This is a genomic window from Pollutimonas bauzanensis (assembly GCF_900129885.1).
GTDB lineage: Bacteria > Pseudomonadota > Gammaproteobacteria > Burkholderiales > Burkholderiaceae_B > Pollutimonas > Pollutimonas bauzanensis.
On record NZ_FQXE01000016.1, the window covers coordinates 77,424 to 93,277 of the forward strand.

Here is a 15,854-nt window from a genome sequence, read left to right on the forward strand (position 1 = left end):
GCGGGGACCACGCCCCAGCTCTCATGGGATCATGCCGTCTCTACGGCGCCACCTGCGCCACCAATTGCCGGTTCAGCACCAGCACATCGTCCTCGGAAAACCGGCCCGCATAGAACTGCAACTTGGCGTAAGCCTGAAACCACTCGACATAGGTGCGCAGCAACTCCTGCCTTGCCTGGTAGGCCTGGCGCTGCGAGTGCAGCGCGTCCGTATTGGTGCGCTCGCCACCGGCCACGCTGCGGCGCATGGCATGCACCAGCCCGGCGCTGTCGTCCACATTGCTGCGCAGCGTCCGCACGCGCGGCGCGCTGCTGACGCACACGCGGTAATACTTCTCCAGCATGGTGGTCGTGTTCTCGACCGCACGGTCCACCTCATGCCGGGCCTGCAGCAAACGGTTGCGCGCCTGGCGCACCGAGTAATAGCTGGAGCCGCCACTGAATAGCGGGATCGATACCTGCAGGCCGATAGTGTTGCTCTTGTAGTCGCGGCCCTTGTTGTTGATGGTGTCCGAGACGATGCGCTCATGCGCGACGTAGACCGAGACCTTGGGCATGAACTGCCCCTTCTCGCGCTCGATCGTCAGGTCGTTATAGAGAACCGCCAGGCGCGCCGCCTGCAGTTCGGGATTCTGCTGCAGGGCATCGCCAAGCAGCACTGACAGATCGGTTTCCTGCAGCGGCACCTGCGCATGCGTCAAGTCGATCGCCATCAGTTGCCGCGCCTGGACCGGCTCGCCGAGCAATGCGGACAGCTCCCGCAGGCGGTCGGCCAGTTCGTCCTCGTCATGCAGCAATTCGGTGTGGGTCGTGCCCACCTGCGTGCGCGTCTCCAGAATATCGATCCGGGTGCCTTCGCCCTGCGCCATCATGCGTTCGTTCGAGCGCAGCATGTCCTCGTAGACGCCCAACTGGCGCTGCGCCAGCTCCACTGTCTCGCGTGCCAGCAGGGCATTCAGATAGGCGTCGATCATGCTCACCGCCACCTGCTGGAACTGCAGCCGGTACTGCACCTCGGCATGTTCGGACTGGGTCTTGCCCATGCGATAGGTGCTGATGGCCGAATAGTCGAACAAGGGCTGCTCGATGGTGATGCCGGCGCGGCGCCCGTAGAATTCGTCCTTGACGGTCAAATGCTGCTCGGGCAGTAAAGGCGGCCGGGCCGCCTGCGTGAGGTATTCCGTCTGGCGCGTGCGGTTGCGCAGGTAGTTGATCGAGGCCTGGGGCAGCAGGCCGGCGCGGGCAATGTTCTGCGCGTCCAGCCCCGCTTGCCTGGCGGCGCGGGCCGATTGCAATTCAGGCGCATTGAGCAGCATCAGCTCGTAGGCCCGTGCCAGATCCAGCGCCGGCGCCAGCGCGAGCTGAGCGTCCTGATGCTGCTGTCGCAACGAAGCCGGTTCAGACGACTTCGTCTGCGCCCGCGCATGGGGGATTCCGTCGGCAAACAGCAGCAGCGCCACCACGGCAATCGAAACAGGGTGCTTGACTGCGCACACCTTGCGCAGCCCCTGGCGCACGACCTTGCCCAAGGGCTGAAGTACGCCAACTGCTTTGCCGCGCCCCATCATCATTGCTCCGTGAGCGCCAGCCGGGTGCGGTCGCGCAGCGGCTTGAACAGGTAGTTCATCAGGGTGCGCTCGCCGGTCTTGACGAAGGCCGTCACCGGCATGCCCGGCTGCAAGATCAGGCCCGGCCCGGCCTGGCGCCCTTGTAGCTCATCCACGCTGATTTCCACGTGGTAGTAGGGCATGCCCTGCTGATCCTCCAGCCGATCGGCCGAGACCGTTGTTACCGTGCCTGGCAACTTGGGAGTCGTGGCGCGATTGAACGCGGCGAACTCCAGTTCAACCGGCTGGCCGGGATGCACCTTGTCCACCGATTGCACCGGCAGCTTGCCTTCCACCATCAACGGCTGGTCCAGCGGCACGATGTCCATCAGCTTCTGGCCCGCGCTGACTACGCCGCCGTCGGTAAACACAGCCAGCCCCGAGACGATGCCCGCCACCGGCGCCAGGATTTGCGTATTGGCAAGCTCATACTGTGCGCTGTCCAGCCGCGAGAGCAGGTCCGCCGTGCGCGTGCGAGTATCGGCCAGCGCCGTGCGCAGTTCCTTCTGGTAATCTTCGCGCTGCTGAATCAGGCGCAACTGGTACTCCTGCACCTGCCCTTCCAATACGCCCAGCCGACCCTCGTCGTCGGCAACGGAACCGGCCAGTTGCAGGTACTGCCGCTCGGCCTCAAGCAGGCGGTTGCGCGCGAGCAGGCCATCATCGGCCAGGGAGCTCTGCCCTTGAAGCTGGCGCCGGAAGGCCACGCGCTGCTCGCGCCGCGATTGCAGGATGCGCTGCAGGCTGTCGCGCTGCTCACGGGCACCGCGCAGCACCGCCTCAAGCCCATCGAGCGCCGCCTGCTGGGCGCGGCGGCGGCTGTCGAACAACTGCTGCTGCGCCTGAATGATCTCGGCCACCTGCGCATTACCGCTATGCTCGGTTTCCAGCAACCGCTCCTCGAAACGGATCCGCGCCAGGCTGTCGCGCTCGGCCATCAAGCGATTCTCGGTGGCCAGACTGCTCAGGTACTGGAAGCGCAAGGAATCAAGCTGGTTGGCCGGCACCGTGGGCACAAGTTCCACCAGCGTCTGCCCTTCCCGCACCGCTACGCCGTCGGCCACCAGAATGCGCCGCACCTTGCCGGCCGCCATCGGCTGGACCGCCTTGCGGTTGCCGCTGACTACCACCTTGGCTTCCACCGGCACGCCCGCATCTAGCGGCGCCAATGCCGCCCAGGCCATGAAGCCGACAACCCCCACCAGCACGATCAGCCAGCCCAGGCGCACATAATGGCCGCCATCCGCGGACAGCAGCGCATCCTTAGGCGCGGCAATTCCCTCCACCGCCGTTGCGCTCACACTCAGTTCCGGACTCATGCTTCCTCCCTGCGCGGCGTCAAACTCACCACGCCTGTCGGCGGCAGGGGCGTGACCTTGGGTTGCGGCCTGGGCGCGGCGCCACGCCGCATGCGCGCCATCACCTCGGCCGGCGGGCCGCAGTCGGCTTGCGCGCCGGCCTTGAGCACCAGCAGCTTGTCCGCCTGCTGCAGGATATTGGGCTTGTGCGTCATCACCACCAGCGTCACGCCCGCCTGCTTGATGCGGCCAATGGCCTGCGCCAGCATGGCGTCGCCGGCTTCGTCCAGATTGGCATTGGGTTCATCCAGCACCACCAGGCAAGGCTCGCCATAGAGTGCGCGGGCCAGCCCCACGCGCTGGCGCTGGCCGCCGGAGAGGCCCATGCCGTTCTCGCCCAGCCGCGTTTGGTAGCCCTCGGGCAGTTGCAAGACCAGCTCATGCACGCCCGCCATCTGCGCGGCGGCAATCACCTTCTGCTCGTCCATCTGGCTAAAGCGGGCGATGTTCTCGGCCACCGTGCCGGCAAACAACTGCACATCCTGCGGCAAGTAGCCGATCAGCGCGCCCAGCGCCTCGGGGCGCCATTGTTCCAGCGGCGCGCCATCCAGGCGCACTTGGCCGCGCAGCGGCGGCCAGGCGTTGACCAGGCAGCGCGCCAGCGTGGTCTTGCCCGCGCCCGAAGGGCCGATCACCGCAAGCGTCTCGCCCGCAGCCAGCTGAAAGTTGATGCCATGCAATACCGGCTGGGCCTGGCTGGGCGGTGCTGCCAGCAATTGCTCCACCGCCACGGCGCCGTTTGGCCGGGGGAATTCCATGCCCTTGGCCAGCGGCGGGAAATCCGCCAGCAAGAGGCTCAGGCGGCGCTCGGCCTCTTTGACGCCGGTCCATTGGCGCGATGCGCCGATGAGCTGGTCGATGGGCGCGAGCGCGCGGCCCAGCAGGATGGAGCCGGCAATCATCATCCCCGCCGTCATCTCATGGCGCAGCACCAGCCATGCTCCCAGCCCCAGCGCCAGCGACTGCACCGCCATGCGCAGCGCCTTGTTCCAGCCCTGGATCTTGGCCATGCGGGCGCTGGCCAGGTTCTGTTCACGCACATAGCCCAGGTGCTGCTCGGCCCAGCGCCGGCGCAGATCGGTGAGCATGCCCATGGCGGCAATCACCTCGGCATTGCGCAGGTTGGCGCTGGCGTCGCGCCGCGAGGCAATCGCCAGCTCCCCGGCCAGCTTCAGGTGCGGGCGGCTCACCCGCTCGTTGAGCCAGCCCACCAGCATCAATAGCACCGTGCCGGCCAGCGCGAACCAGCCCAGCAGCGGATGGAAATAAAACATCACCAGCAGGTACACCGGGAACCAGGGCGCATCGAACAGCGCAAACAGCGACTGACCGGTGGCGAACTGGCGCAACTGCTGCAGGTCTTCGAGCGGCTGCGCGGCATTAAGCTGGCCTGTCTTGAGGTTGGCAGCAAAGGCCGCATCGAAGATGCGCGGGGCCAGCTTGCGGTCGAACGCCGTGCTCAGACGCAGCACCACCAGGCCGCGCACCCACTCCAGCGACCCCATGAAGGCGTACATCATCAAGAGAATAAGTGTGAGCATCCACAGCGTCATTTCGTTGCCCGAGGCCAGCACCCGGTCGTACACTTGCAGCATGTACAAGGCTGGGGCCAGCATCAGGACATTGATGACGCCGGAGAACACGCCGATATGCACGAAACTGCGCTTGTAAGCCAGCAGAGCGTGGGCCAGTTCGCCTCGCGCATCCCCTGCCGGCCGGTATTTGCCCGCCGTCATCATGTCTGCAGCCTTTTGCGGAAAAAAAACATCCCCCTCCCCGCATATGCGGGGAAAGTCGAAACCCGCCTGCAATTTTTATTTGCAGGCCATTGCGCAAACCGCTAGACTTTGCAGCTTGCGCAAAGCGGGGGCTTGGCTGAACTACGCTAGCCCCCGGGATAAAGCCCGGCCCAAGCGGTGGCTCCTTCCTGTCAGAAAATCGCCACCGCCTTGCCGGTCAATCCCCTTCTCTTTTCGTAACACCCGCGTCACGCTGCCAGCAGCAAGTCGCTGGCAACCTCCAGCTCCGGCTGCGCCAGGGCAGTGATTACGCCGCCCGAGGCGTAGTCACCAGCCGCGTCGTAGTAGGTGATCGACACACCGGTACCGGCCAAGGCAGTCTGGATATTCAGGAACGAATCGGTGATGTCCGAACCACGCGACTCCAGATACCTGTCCAGTACGAACTCGAAGACCGATGCATCCTTGATATCGAACGACAGGTCGTAGATCACGGCGGAGTTCAGCGTCACTTTGTCGTAGTACTGCGCGTTGGACAGCAAGCCCTTGCTGACGAAATCGCTTGCGTCAATTGCGACGTTGCCGTTTGCAACACCGAAGGTATTGAGAGCAACGTAGTTCGCCGCTATGTCGAAGTTCTCGACCACTAGCAGCGGATCGACGGCTCGGAACGTAGTCAGCGTAAGCTCGGCAGGTGAAGCTCCAGTATCAGTGAACGGGTTGTAGCCAAGGTACAGGTTATCCAGATCGCCAGTCGTCACGAAATCAAACTTCCCGCTGACGGCGGCGGCCTTGGTATCCCAAGAGAAACCACCCTCGGAATTCAGCAGGTATTTGGCGCCGTAGGTACCCGTCAATCCTTGCCCTGCATACCAATTGAAATCGAAGATTTCATAGACCAATCCAGCACCGGGGTTTGGATTGTAAATACCCGGACCGGTGTGGTAACCAGTAGGCCCCTGGATGGAACCGAGATATGCTGCATCGCCACCACCTCCCGTAATGCCGGAGTTATCATAGTCATCACGCCAAATGGCGGTTTCAGATTGCAAAGACATAATGTCTTCTCCTTCGTCACAAGCCGGGCGCCGCCCCGGCGAATAATGCCCCAGCCCCTTGGGCTGTAGCAGCGTTTGCTCAGAATCGGTATTCCAGATTGGCCGTCAACATACGGCCCGGGTAGAAGTTGTAGCCAAAAGTGGTGGTCGTGGCATCCATCTGGTCGGTCAGGTTGGCCAGATAAATTCCGACCTTGAGGTCATCGTTGAAACGGTAGTTGGCAAATAAATCCACCTTGATGACCTTGGGCCATAGCGAGGCGGTAATGAAATCGCTTTTTTCCGGAAGCGCTCCAGTCGAGTTACTTGGGGCAGTGGTCTGGTTGTAAGCAAGGCTTGAATCAAACCAGTAGGTTGCCCGTTGCTTGCCACGATAATGCACGGTTCCTCCCAACTCCCACTGTCCACCGCCAGGCGTTAAGGCCGCGGTCAGACTGCCACGGATTGGTTCAACTGCTCCAGCCTCCATCCAGTTCCAACTGGAATAGCAAAGCTTCTCACCCTTGTTGCCATAAGGCATAAACTCAATAGTTCCATCAGTGTGATTAACGGTTCGATAACCGCTGCCACTAGGTGATTCCCAAGCGCATACTTTGTTATCGTGACGGATGGGCAGAGTGAAATTCCCCCGTATATAGAAGAGTTGCTGGCGATAGCTTAGATTGAGCTCCAAGCCGTGGCGTATGTAGTCATTCAGATTATTGACATTTGCCACCATGCCATTGCCAGTTTGATACGAAGCCCCGACTGACTCGTCTGGCCGGATAATTGGTCCGTACACAATGTAATTACGGATGCGATTTCTGTAGTAGTTGATGCCTACGTTGATCTGGTCATTGTTAGCCAGCCAATCCTTGGACTGATAGTTCATGCCCAGGTTGAAAGAGAGGGCCTTCTCCGGCTCCAGCGATGGATTGGCCGTAAACCCAGTTTTCAGCCATGGGCCTCCCATGTACATCTCATTGCTGGTAGGCGCTCGTTCGCTGTAGCCAACTTGTGCATAGGTGGTGATCCCTGTATTTGGCGGGCTATATGCCAACGCAAAATGCGCCGACCTCAGATCCCAATGGTGCTTCTGCTCGCCCTCGACCAGACGATTCGAGAACCCACTCTCTGGGTCGATGCGGAACTCACCCTCTGCTGCCTGGGACATCTCTGTCGCCATCTGCCTGGCTTGTGTCCGCGGAACACCCTGTGCACGCAATTGCTCGTAGTAATAATTAAAGCTATATAGAAGGCCGCCCTTTTTAATATTCCCTGCTGTAAAGCGCGGGTTCTCAACATCCAACCAGACACGCTGCCAGCCAACTCCACCACTGGCCTGCCAGGGCCCGCCTCCCTCCGTGCCGAGCGTCAGTGCAAGCCCCAATGCATCATTGCGCGAATCCGGATCCCATACCTCGCTTTTGTAACTGGTGTTGCCGACAGAACGCATGTATTGCTCATAGAACTCGGCATCTGAGAGGCTGTCTACCTTCTTGTCTGCCCGGCGCAGTTCAAGTCCCGCGTCGAGCTTGAGCGGACCAGCCAGGGCCGTATCAAAATGGCTGGTGTTACTGAGTTTGAGACCTGTTGAACCGATATCGGCAAAATAGTGCAATGCTTCACCCGCTGAGTAAGTTCCAGGGTAGCCTGTCCAGCGTTGTTTGCGGTTTTGCTTTTCATGGTATAGCTGCGCTTCAGGATTGAGCCAGTCATTGAAGTTGCCACTGTATTTCAAGCTGACTACCTGGCTTTCTAATTCCGCACGTACCGACCACGGATAATCTTCCCAACGGGAGCGACTGCCCGCTTCGGTTGTAAAAGGAACACGGATGGAGGGTTGCTGATCGGTTTCATATTTGGCGCCGCTAGCCGTTGCGAATAACTCTAAGCGCTGGTCATAAGTATCATCGAAGTAATGACGCAAACGTAGCATTTGCGCGTCATTCTTCTTCTGCGTGCCTGACAAGGGCTCGCCGGCTGCCTCTTTTAGAGCATCTAACTGGAAAGGGGTGAATTGACAATTAGATAAAGCTGCTCCCATCCCTCCTAGACCGCTCGCGCGATAGCGACAATTTGAATCGGCACCGGCATATGCGTCATCCATATTTCCATAAAACTTGATATTGTCCGCATCTGCATCGTTCAACATGTCCTCTCTATTGAAACTGCGGCCAATACGGTACGCATCGTTCTTGCTCTGCGCAGCACCCAACATCCATTCCCAGCGCTCATCACGACCACCTAGAAAGAACGAGCCCGAAGGTTTCTGACCATTCCGATATTCACTGAATCCGGCAGAACCACGCACCATGCCGCCGAAATTCTTGCCCGGGCGCAATATATCTTCCAGATCCAGATACCGGAAATCGACTGAGCTGCCCAGGCTGCCCAACGCACCTGTACCGGTACTACCACCCCTATTTACGTCGATGCTTTTCAGGAACTGTGGATCAACAAAGATGGACCCAGTCTGGCCAATATCGCGGGTGAATGCATGGAAATTTTGATTGATCCCTTCCAGAGATTGGGACACACGCCCATGGCCGGCAATGCCCTGAACACCGACACTGACTTCCGGGCGGGCATAGAGGCTGTTGACCGAAGTGCCCGAAATCTGTTCGATCAGGTCGCTCATGTGGCTGGCATTGCGCCGCTCGATATCTTCCTTGCTGGCGCTCGCCTTGACGCCAGTTTTCTTTTCCTCTTCAGCGGTGCCGGTCACCTCCACCGCCTCAAGCGTCTGAATGCTTGAATCAGCCTGCTGCATGGTGCTTCCCCCCTGTTTCGGGGCTGGCGCAGCCTCCTGCGCCAACACATCTCCACTACCACCCAACGCCAGCATCATCGCCAGCCATAGCCAGCTTGGGCGCATCCTTGCGCCGCCGGTCCCGTCCTTCTCAAGCATCCTCAACCCCTATAAAAATAAATCTATATATTTATGAGACTGAGAAGTGTTTCTATTAAAATAGTTGAGTACGCCGGTGCGTGGGATCGGGCTTTCCAGAAAGTGTTCCTGCTTCAGGCCACACAGGCCGGACTTCCCGCCATGCAGCGCGGCAGTCATTTGTCCACTCCCAGTCTCTATGGATATCATCCCGAAAAGCAAGTCCTTCCGCTAACGCATTAGGGACAGAACTTGTCATTTGGGGGAATTTTTTTGCACTGCACGATAGTAGTCACGCAAGCCGGGTGACCCGGGTTGCCCGGGCGGGCCATGGATCACAAATTTCATCCCAAGCGCAGCAATGCGGCCGGCACCGGACTATCCGCCAGCGGCTGGGCCTGAAAACCTGCTTCGGCCGCTTCCGCCAACAGCGTATCAAGGCTGAAGGCGCGCCAGTCGCGTTCGATCGAAAAACTGCGTACCGCCGTATCACCGTCGAGCTGCTCAAAGCGCATGCGCCACCGGATCAGCTCCAGGCCGTCATCGACCGGATGGCCACTGAGCCAGATATCGAAGCGATGCTGCCCGACATCAACGCTGGCCACCCGCGACTCCGGCAGATGCCGGGTCGCGTCGAGCGGCATCACATCCACCAGCACCACACCGGCGGGCGCCAGCGCTGCGGCCAGCCGGGGCCAGAGCGCGCGGCGCGTGGCGTCGTCGAAGAAACCCACGCAACCGCAGACCAGGGCGACGTCGATATCGGCGGGCAGGACGGCCTGGGCGATATCGGTCGGGTGCACCGTGACCTGGCGGCGCAACTGCGCATCGGCCAGCACACGGGTCATCAGGCCAACGCGCATCGAGGCCGAAGGTTCGATGGCGTGGATGTGAGCGCCCGGCAGGGCTTCGGTGATGAATTTGAGCGCCATGCCGGTGCCCGAGCCAACATCGAGCACCAGTTTTGCATCGGGGCGCGCCGCAATCAGTGCGTTACGCAGCGACCTCTGGCGCGATTGCCAATGCTGCTCAGAGAGAATATCGTACATTTCGGCCGCCTGGATGTAGTTGTCCGAGGATACGGTGAGTGGCTCTGACATGGCTAAGCTCCTGATTGCAAAGGCAGCAATCAATCCGACGGCTGATAGCCATGCGCCCAGCGCTTGGGCGACAGGCCGATGCCGGCGCGAAATACCTTGCTGAAGTGGCTCACGCTGGAAAAGCCGACGGTTTGCGCGGTCTCCGTAACGCTGGTGCCGCAGGCGAGCATGGCGAGGGCCACGTCCAGGCGAATGTGCGTCAGGGACTCCAGCATCGTGCGGCCATACAAGGCCTGGAAACCGGCCTGTAGCCGTTTTTCGCTCAGGCCCACGGACCGGGCCAGGGAGGCCACGCTCCAGGTTTCGCCGTATCGGGCTTCCAACAGCGCGCGCGCCTGCATCAGGCGGGTGCGATCCGATGGCACGGGCAACAGCGCGGCGGTGCCGCCATGCGCCTGCCAGCATCGGTCCAGGACCGCGGCGATGACTTCGGCCACCTTGGCGCACAGGAAGACGTTGCGCGCCTTGCTGTCTCTGTAGTTGCACAGGCTGATTTCGCCCGCCGCCCGCTGCAGCGTACTGAAGACGGGCATGGAGGTCATGAGGGCATTGATATGCGCCATGCTGCGCGACGACGAGCGCATGCATTGCAGCAGATCGTCCATTTGCAACCCGGTCAGCCCCTGTAGGGCTTGCTGAGTGAGGTTGATGTTGACCATGCGGAAATCCCGCTCGGCCGAAAGCACATCCCAGCCTGCGGTGTGCTGCCCCGTTGCCATGAGCACCACCGAACCCGAATCGACCCGAAACTCGGCGCCGTCATCGATGGCCGCTTCCATGCGGCCTTCAAGCAGGATGCTCAGGGTCAGCGAAGGGCCGCCCTCGGCCTGGAACGCCCATTTCGAACTGGGCTGGCCGTTCATGCAGCAAATGTTGCACCCTTCTGCCGGACGATGCAATTGCATTAGACACTGCCAGTCCTCGGGAATGCCCTCCAGCCTGCCGTCCATCAGCTTGGCCGGGTCGTGCGAGACCCCGCGCGGTCTTCTGTGAATGCTGCCAGACATAAAAAATTCCCCCAAATGACAAGTTCTGTCCCTAATGCGTTAGCGGACAGGAAGAATCCGGGGCATGATTGACTTTCATTTTCTTTAACGTTAATGAGACTTATTATCGACGCCTGTCTATCCGCATTTATACCAGCGTAAATAAGTATTGCAAGCACTTTTTTTGAGTTCGCCGTCATTTCCTGGTGATAGGACAGACTTGCGCGCCGATTGTTTGATTTTGCTTAATTTTGTTGTTTTCAATCCCAAATTTTTCTGATTGCGAGCGTACCGGATGCCTTCTGAAATCCCTGTTCCCATGGCTGCGCTGACATTGCGGCAACTTCTGCCAGCCATTGCAGGCGTCTATATCACCCAGACCGTACTGACCGCGCTGGGCATGCAGGCCATGCCAACGCTGCTGCGTGAAGCGGGCGCATCGCTGCAACTTGCCGGCATGAGTTCGATCTTCATGCTGGCGTGGGTATTCAAGTTCCTGTGGGCCCCCGTCATAGAACGGTGGCGCCTGCCCTCTGGGACGCTGAAACGGCGCTCGCGCCAACTGATTCTGGCTGGGCAATGCCTGCTGGCCCTGCTTTTTGTCGCGCTCTCGATCTGGGCCGGGTTGCCGGGCTTTTCCCTGCAAAGCCACGGCATGTGGCTGCTGGTCGGGCTGGTGCTGGCCTCGCTGATAACCGCCAGTGTCGATACGGCCGGCGATGGCTTCGTCATCGACCAGTTATCCAGCAGGCAACGAGGCTGGGGCAATGCCGTTCAGGTCGGCGGCAGCTACTTCGGGGCCTTGCTGGGCGGCAGCGGCTTTCTGCTGGTGGTGAACTATTGGGGACTGTCATGGGGACTGCTGGCCGTTGGCATCGCCTTTGTCGTGCTGAGCCTGCCATTGCTGCCCGTGCATGAACCGGCGCGCGGCGATACCGCCGCCGCCACGCACCGCCCCAGCCTGCGCCATGCACTACGCCGCCCCCGAGTACGGGCGGGCATACTGGTGGCCCTGCTGATCAACGCCGGCGTCTACATCAGCCTGACGATGCTGGGTCCGATGTTCATCGACCACGGCGCCAGCATGGAGCATGTCGGCTGGCTCTTCGGTACGCTGAGTATCGGCGCCGGGCTGGCCGGCACCCTGGCCGGCGGCGTGCTCGTCAGGCTGGCGCCGGGCTGGCGGGCAGTCTGGATCGCCCTGGCCGCTCAGGCGCTGGCGCAGGCCGTTCTGGCGATCGCCCTCTACCAGGGCGCGGCCACGCTGGATTTGCTGGCATGGTTGGCGGGTGTGCATTTCTTCCTGATGGCCTGCGGCTTCGTGGCGGGCTATTCGGCCTTGATGGGGCTGACTTCGCCCTTGCAGGCCGGCGTCGATTTCACGCTGTTCCAGTGCGCCCAGGCCTGCATGGGCGGGCTGGGCGGCGTGCTGGGCGGCTGGCTGTCGCAGCATTGGGGCTTTGCCGCGTGCTTTGGCGTGGCGGCAGCGCTGTGCGCGGTGGCGGGCTTGACCATTTTCTTGCGGGCTGACCTCAGCCCAGGATTGAAGCTCAATGACTGACGCGACACTCAAACAAGCCACACCGCCCGGCGTCTGGGCCATCATGCGGCCCGTGCTGGGCCAGATCCGCCTTGCCATGGCGCTGGCGGGCGTTGGCGCCGCGGCGGCGCTGGGCTCCGTATGTGCCTTGGCATGGGTCATTTACGAACTGCTGCGCACACCAGGGCAATGGCCCTGGCCGCCACTGCTGCTGGCCGTCATGCTGACCGTGCTGGCCTACCTGCTGCGGCTGATGGCCTTCAATCAGTCTCACTACGCCGCCTTCCGGCTGGAAACGCGGCTGCGCACTGATCTGGCCAAACATCTGGCGCGTCTGCCGCTAGGCTATGTGCAGCAGAGCGGCTCGGGCGCGCTGGCCAAAGTCATGATGGATGATGTCAAGGCGCTGCACGTGTTCGTGGCCGACAGCACGCCGCTGTATGCCCGCGCCTATGTGTCGCCGGCGCTCACCTTCGTGCTGCTGTGGTGGCTGGACTGGCGCCTGGCGTTGGTCGCCACTGCCGTGCTGGCGCTGGGCATGGCAGTGGTCTCGCTGGCCTTGCGCGGCAGCGGCGAGATGATGCGCCTCTATAACGTAGCGGGCGAGAACGTCAGCAAGGCGGTGGTGGAGTATGTGCAGGCCATGCCGGTCGTGCGTACTTTCGATACGGGTACGGTCACCTTCGGACGCTACCAGCAGGCGCTGGAAGCCTATCGGGACGTGGTCACGCGCTGGTATCGCGTGGCAGGCGTGTCTTCGCGTCTGTCGCAGGCCATCCTGAACCCGATTCCCACGCTGGCCGCGCTGGTCTGGCTGGGCGCGTGGCTGCTCAGCCGGGATGCGCTGGGGGCCGCCATCTGGCTGGCCGTGATGTTGGTGGGAACCGGCATGGCCGAGTCGCTGCTGCCGCTGGTCTCCCTCAAGCATCTGGTGGCCAGGACGCAGATGAGCATCCACCGCATCCACGAGGTCATGGCCGAACAGCCGCTGCCCCTTCCGGAAGCCGCCCATGCAAAGGCGCCGCTGGACGCCAGCGTACGCTTCGAAAACGTGAGCTTTCGCTATACGCCGGATGGCCCGCTGGTGCTACAGGACGTAAGCTTCGATGCCCCGCAAGGCAGCGTGACAGCGCTGGTCGGGCCTTCCGGCGCAGGCAAGACCACGGCGGCGCGGCTGATTCCGCGCTTCTGGGACGCAAGCGAGGGCCGCATCCTGGTTGGCGGCGTGGACGTGCGCGAGATGCTGCCCGAGACGCTAATGCGACAGGTCGCCTTCGTGTTCCAGGACACGTTTCTCTTTGCCACCACGATCGCCGACAACATCCGCTTGGGATTACCCGAAGCCACGATGGACGAGGTCATCGCCGCGGCCAAGGCGGCGCAAGCCCATGAGTTCATCATGGCGCTGCCACAGGGCTACGAGACGCCGGCGGGCGAGCGCGGCAACTTCCTGTCTGGCGGCCAGCGCCAGCGCATTACCATTTCCCGCGCCATCTTGCAGAACCGGCCGATCCTGGTGCTGGATGAGGCCACCGCTTTTGCCGACCCGGAGAACGAAGCGGCGCTGGTGGCCGCCCTCTCGAACCTGATGCGCGGCAAGACAGTGCTGATGGTGGCGCATCGACTGTCCACCATCAGCGACGCCGACCAGATCCTGGTGTTCGACCAGGGCCGGCTCGCCGAGCGCGGACGCCACGACGATCTGCTCGCGCAGCACGGCGTCTATGCACGCCTGTGGCGCAACTACGAGAAAGCCCAGGATTGGGCGCTGGCGGGAGGTACGGCATGAGTATGGTTCAACCGCAGATCACTCCCTTGCGCGAGACCTGGCGCCAGTTGATGACCAGCGCGCGCAGCCGCGCGCCGCGCCTGCGCGCCTGCCTGATCGGCCTGGCCGTGGCCGCCGCCGCGCAAGGCCTGGCGCTGGCCTGCCTGATGCCGCTGTTCCGGGCGCTGATTCCCGCGCCGCGCTGGCCTGCCGCGCTGCCATGGCTGGTGGTGATGACGGTGCTGATGCTGGCGAGCATACTACTGCGCTGGTGGGCGCAGGGCTTCGACTACCGGGGCGACATGGTGCAAAACACGCATGAGTTGCGCACCGCGCTGGGCCGCCAACTGCGCCGCATCCCGCTGGAGCAGTTGCAGGACAAGCGCGCCGGCGAAGTCAACGCCACGCTGCTGGGCAGCGTGGACGAGAATCTGAGCTATCTGCTGACGGTCGCCAATATGATGGCCCATGCCCTGATCACGCCCGTGGTGGTCGCGCTGGCGGCGCTGTGGTTCGACTGGCGCATGGGCGTGCTGCTGCTGTTGGTGTTTCCGCTGCTGATTCCGCTGTATCGCTGGCGCCGGCCCGCTTACGGACGCGGCATGCGCATGCTGGCCGATGCCCAGGAACGCACCAGCGCCGACATCCTGGAGTACACGCAGGGTCTGCCGGTGCTGCGCTCGGCCTGCTGCACCGGCGAGAAAGCCCAACAGCTGCAAGCCGGTTTTCTGCATCTGCAGGCCATACAGACCATAGGCCAAAAGAAAGGGACCAAGCCGAACCTCGTGCTGGCCACGGTGATGGAGCTGGCCATCCTGCTGGTGGTGTTGCTGGGCGCGCTGTTCGTGATACAGGGCACGCTGGACGTGGCGCTTCTGGCCGCGCTGCTGGTGATCGCAGTGCGCTTTTCCGAGCCGCTGGCGACTTTCGTACTGTATGCCAAAATCATCGATCTGATCGAAGCCGCCCTTGGCAAGATCAGCGCCCTGCTGGCCATCGCGCCCCTGCCCATGCAGGCGCTGGTTCCCGTGCCGCAGCGCTTCGACATCCGGTTCGAGGGCGTGACCTTTCACTATGCCAGCGCCGCGAACCCCGCCCTGCGCGAGCTCAATGCCAGCCTGCCCGCGCGCAGCCTGACCGCCTTGGTCGGCACCTCGGGCTCGGGCAAGACCACCATCACCCGCCTCTTGATGCGCCATGCCGATCCGCAGGCAGGGCGCATCACCATCGGTGGCGTGGATATCCGCGCCATCGCGCCCGAAACCCTCAATGCCCTGATCTCGACGGTATTCCAGGACGTCTACCTGTTCGATGACACCATCCTCGCCAACATCCGCATGGCTCGCCCGGATGCCACGGATGAGGAGGTGCAGACCGCCGCGCGCGCCGCGCACTGCCACGAGTTCGTCACGCGCCTGCCCGAAGCTTACTTGACGCGCGTGGGCGACATCGGCGGGCGGCTCTCGGGCGGCGAGCGCCAGCGCATCAGCATCGCGCGCGCCATGCTCAAGAATGCGCCCATCGTGATCCTGGACGAGCCCACCGCCGCGCTGGACACCGAAAGCGAGGTCGCCGTACAGGCGGCTATCGACGCACTGGTGCGCGAGCGCACGGTGATCGTGATTGCACACCGGCTATCGACCATTGCCGCCGCCGACCAGATCCTGGTCATCGAAGATGGGCATGTGGCCGAACAAGGCCGCCATGCCGCACTGCTGGCACGCGCCGGCCGCTACAGCGCCATGTGGCAGGCGCAGCAACGCGCCAAGAACTGGCATGTCGGTCGTTGACCGGCATGTCGGCGATTGATGTCGGAATAAAAACTTGATT

At 62.2% G+C, this 15,854-nt stretch carries 10 protein-coding genes; 3 read left to right on the forward strand and 7 right to left on the reverse strand.

Features of this window, described 5'->3' with window-relative positions:
• Nucleotides 1–40 precede the first annotated feature (40 nt).
• From BUB23_RS22150 to BUB23_RS22180, 7 genes are all read right to left on the reverse strand, one after another.
• Complete coding sequence (locus tag BUB23_RS22150) at nucleotides 41–1,570, reverse strand: TolC family outer membrane protein (protein ID WP_084136195.1); 1,530 nt, start codon at nucleotides 1,568–1,570, stop codon at nucleotides 41–43.
• A complete protein-coding gene (locus BUB23_RS22155; protein ID WP_073108100.1) occupies nucleotides 1,567–2,925 on the reverse strand; it encodes an HlyD family type I secretion periplasmic adaptor subunit in 1,359 nt (452 codons plus the stop codon). Before BUB23_RS22155 ends, BUB23_RS22150 begins: the two co-directional genes overlap by 4 nt.
• Nucleotides 2,922–4,703: a type I secretion system permease/ATPase gene (locus BUB23_RS22160; protein WP_218599127.1), complete on the reverse strand. Its 1,782-nt coding sequence runs from the start codon at nucleotides 4,701–4,703 to the stop codon at nucleotides 2,922–2,924. The genes BUB23_RS22155 and BUB23_RS22160 overlap by 4 nt, the downstream gene beginning before the upstream one ends.
• Nucleotides 4,704–4,951: 248 nt before the next feature.
• Entirely contained in the window at nucleotides 4,952–5,761 is an 810-nt protein-coding gene (locus BUB23_RS22165) for a hypothetical protein (RefSeq protein ID WP_073108107.1), read from the reverse strand.
• A 79-nt stretch (nucleotides 5,762–5,840) separates the two neighbouring features.
• On the reverse strand, nucleotides 5,841–8,651 hold the full coding sequence (locus BUB23_RS22170) for a TonB-dependent receptor domain-containing protein (protein WP_073108113.1): 2,811 nt from the start codon (nucleotides 8,649–8,651) through the stop codon (nucleotides 5,841–5,843).
• Nucleotides 8,652–8,974: 323 nt separating this feature from the next.
• Nucleotides 8,975–9,730, reverse strand: a complete 756-nt coding sequence (locus tag BUB23_RS22175) for a methyltransferase (protein ID WP_073108119.1) — start codon at nucleotides 9,728–9,730, stop codon at nucleotides 8,975–8,977.
• A 29-nt stretch (nucleotides 9,731–9,759) separates the two neighbouring features.
• Nucleotides 9,760–10,737, reverse strand: a complete 978-nt coding sequence (locus BUB23_RS22180; RefSeq protein WP_084136196.1) for a helix-turn-helix transcriptional regulator — start codon at nucleotides 10,735–10,737, stop codon at nucleotides 9,760–9,762.
• A gap of 298 nt (nucleotides 10,738–11,035) precedes the next feature.
• On the opposite strand from BUB23_RS22180, the gene BUB23_RS22185 reads away from it, so the two are divergent.
• From BUB23_RS22185 to BUB23_RS22195, 3 genes are read left to right on the forward strand one after another with little or no spacing between them, the layout of a single operon-like run.
• Nucleotides 11,036–12,277, forward strand: coding sequence for an MFS transporter (locus BUB23_RS22185; RefSeq protein ID WP_178372380.1), 1,242 nt, complete (start codon nucleotides 11,036–11,038; stop codon nucleotides 12,275–12,277).
• Nucleotides 12,270–14,045: an ABC transporter ATP-binding protein gene (locus tag BUB23_RS22190; RefSeq protein ID WP_073108133.1), complete on the forward strand. Its 1,776-nt coding sequence runs from the start codon at nucleotides 12,270–12,272 to the stop codon at nucleotides 14,043–14,045. The genes BUB23_RS22185 and BUB23_RS22190 overlap by 8 nt, the downstream gene beginning before the upstream one ends.
• Nucleotides 14,042–15,814 carry an ABC transporter ATP-binding protein gene (locus tag BUB23_RS22195; RefSeq protein WP_073108137.1) on the forward strand — a complete coding sequence of 591 codons (1,773 nt, stop codon included), beginning with the start codon at nucleotides 14,042–14,044 and terminating at the stop codon, nucleotides 15,812–15,814. The genes BUB23_RS22190 and BUB23_RS22195 overlap by 4 nt, the downstream gene beginning before the upstream one ends.
• Nucleotides 15,815–15,854 lie beyond the last annotated feature (40 nt).

What these genes read in the sequence shown, in the direction of transcription:
- BUB23_RS22155 (WP_073108100.1), bottom strand. Translation starts at nt 2,925, where the DNA reads ATGAGTCCGGAACTGAGTGTGAGCGCAACGGCGGTGGAGGGAATTGCC.
- BUB23_RS22185 (WP_178372380.1), top strand. Translation starts at nt 11,036, where the DNA reads ATGGCTGCGCTGACATTGCGGCAACTTCTGCCAGCCATTGCAGGCGTC.
- BUB23_RS22180 (WP_084136196.1), bottom strand. Translation starts at nt 10,737, where the DNA reads ATGTCTGGCAGCATTCACAGAAGACCGCGCGGGGTCTCGCACGACCCG.
- BUB23_RS22195 (WP_073108137.1), top strand. Translation starts at nt 14,042, where the DNA reads ATGAGTATGGTTCAACCGCAGATCACTCCCTTGCGCGAGACCTGGCGC.
- BUB23_RS22165 (WP_073108107.1), bottom strand. Translation starts at nt 5,761, where the DNA reads ATGTCTTTGCAATCTGAAACCGCCATTTGGCGTGATGACTATGATAAC.
- BUB23_RS22190 (WP_073108133.1), top strand. Translation starts at nt 12,270, where the DNA reads ATGACTGACGCGACACTCAAACAAGCCACACCGCCCGGCGTCTGGGCC.
- BUB23_RS22175 (WP_073108119.1), bottom strand. Translation starts at nt 9,730, where the DNA reads ATGTCAGAGCCACTCACCGTATCCTCGGACAACTACATCCAGGCGGCC.
- BUB23_RS22170 (WP_073108113.1), bottom strand. Translation starts at nt 8,651, where the DNA reads ATGCTTGAGAAGGACGGGACCGGCGGCGCAAGGATGCGCCCAAGCTGG.
- BUB23_RS22160 (WP_218599127.1), bottom strand. Translation starts at nt 4,703, where the DNA reads ATGATGACGGCGGGCAAATACCGGCCGGCAGGGGATGCGCGAGGCGAA.
- BUB23_RS22150 (WP_084136195.1), bottom strand. Translation starts at nt 1,570, where the DNA reads ATGATGATGGGGCGCGGCAAAGCAGTTGGCGTACTTCAGCCCTTGGGC.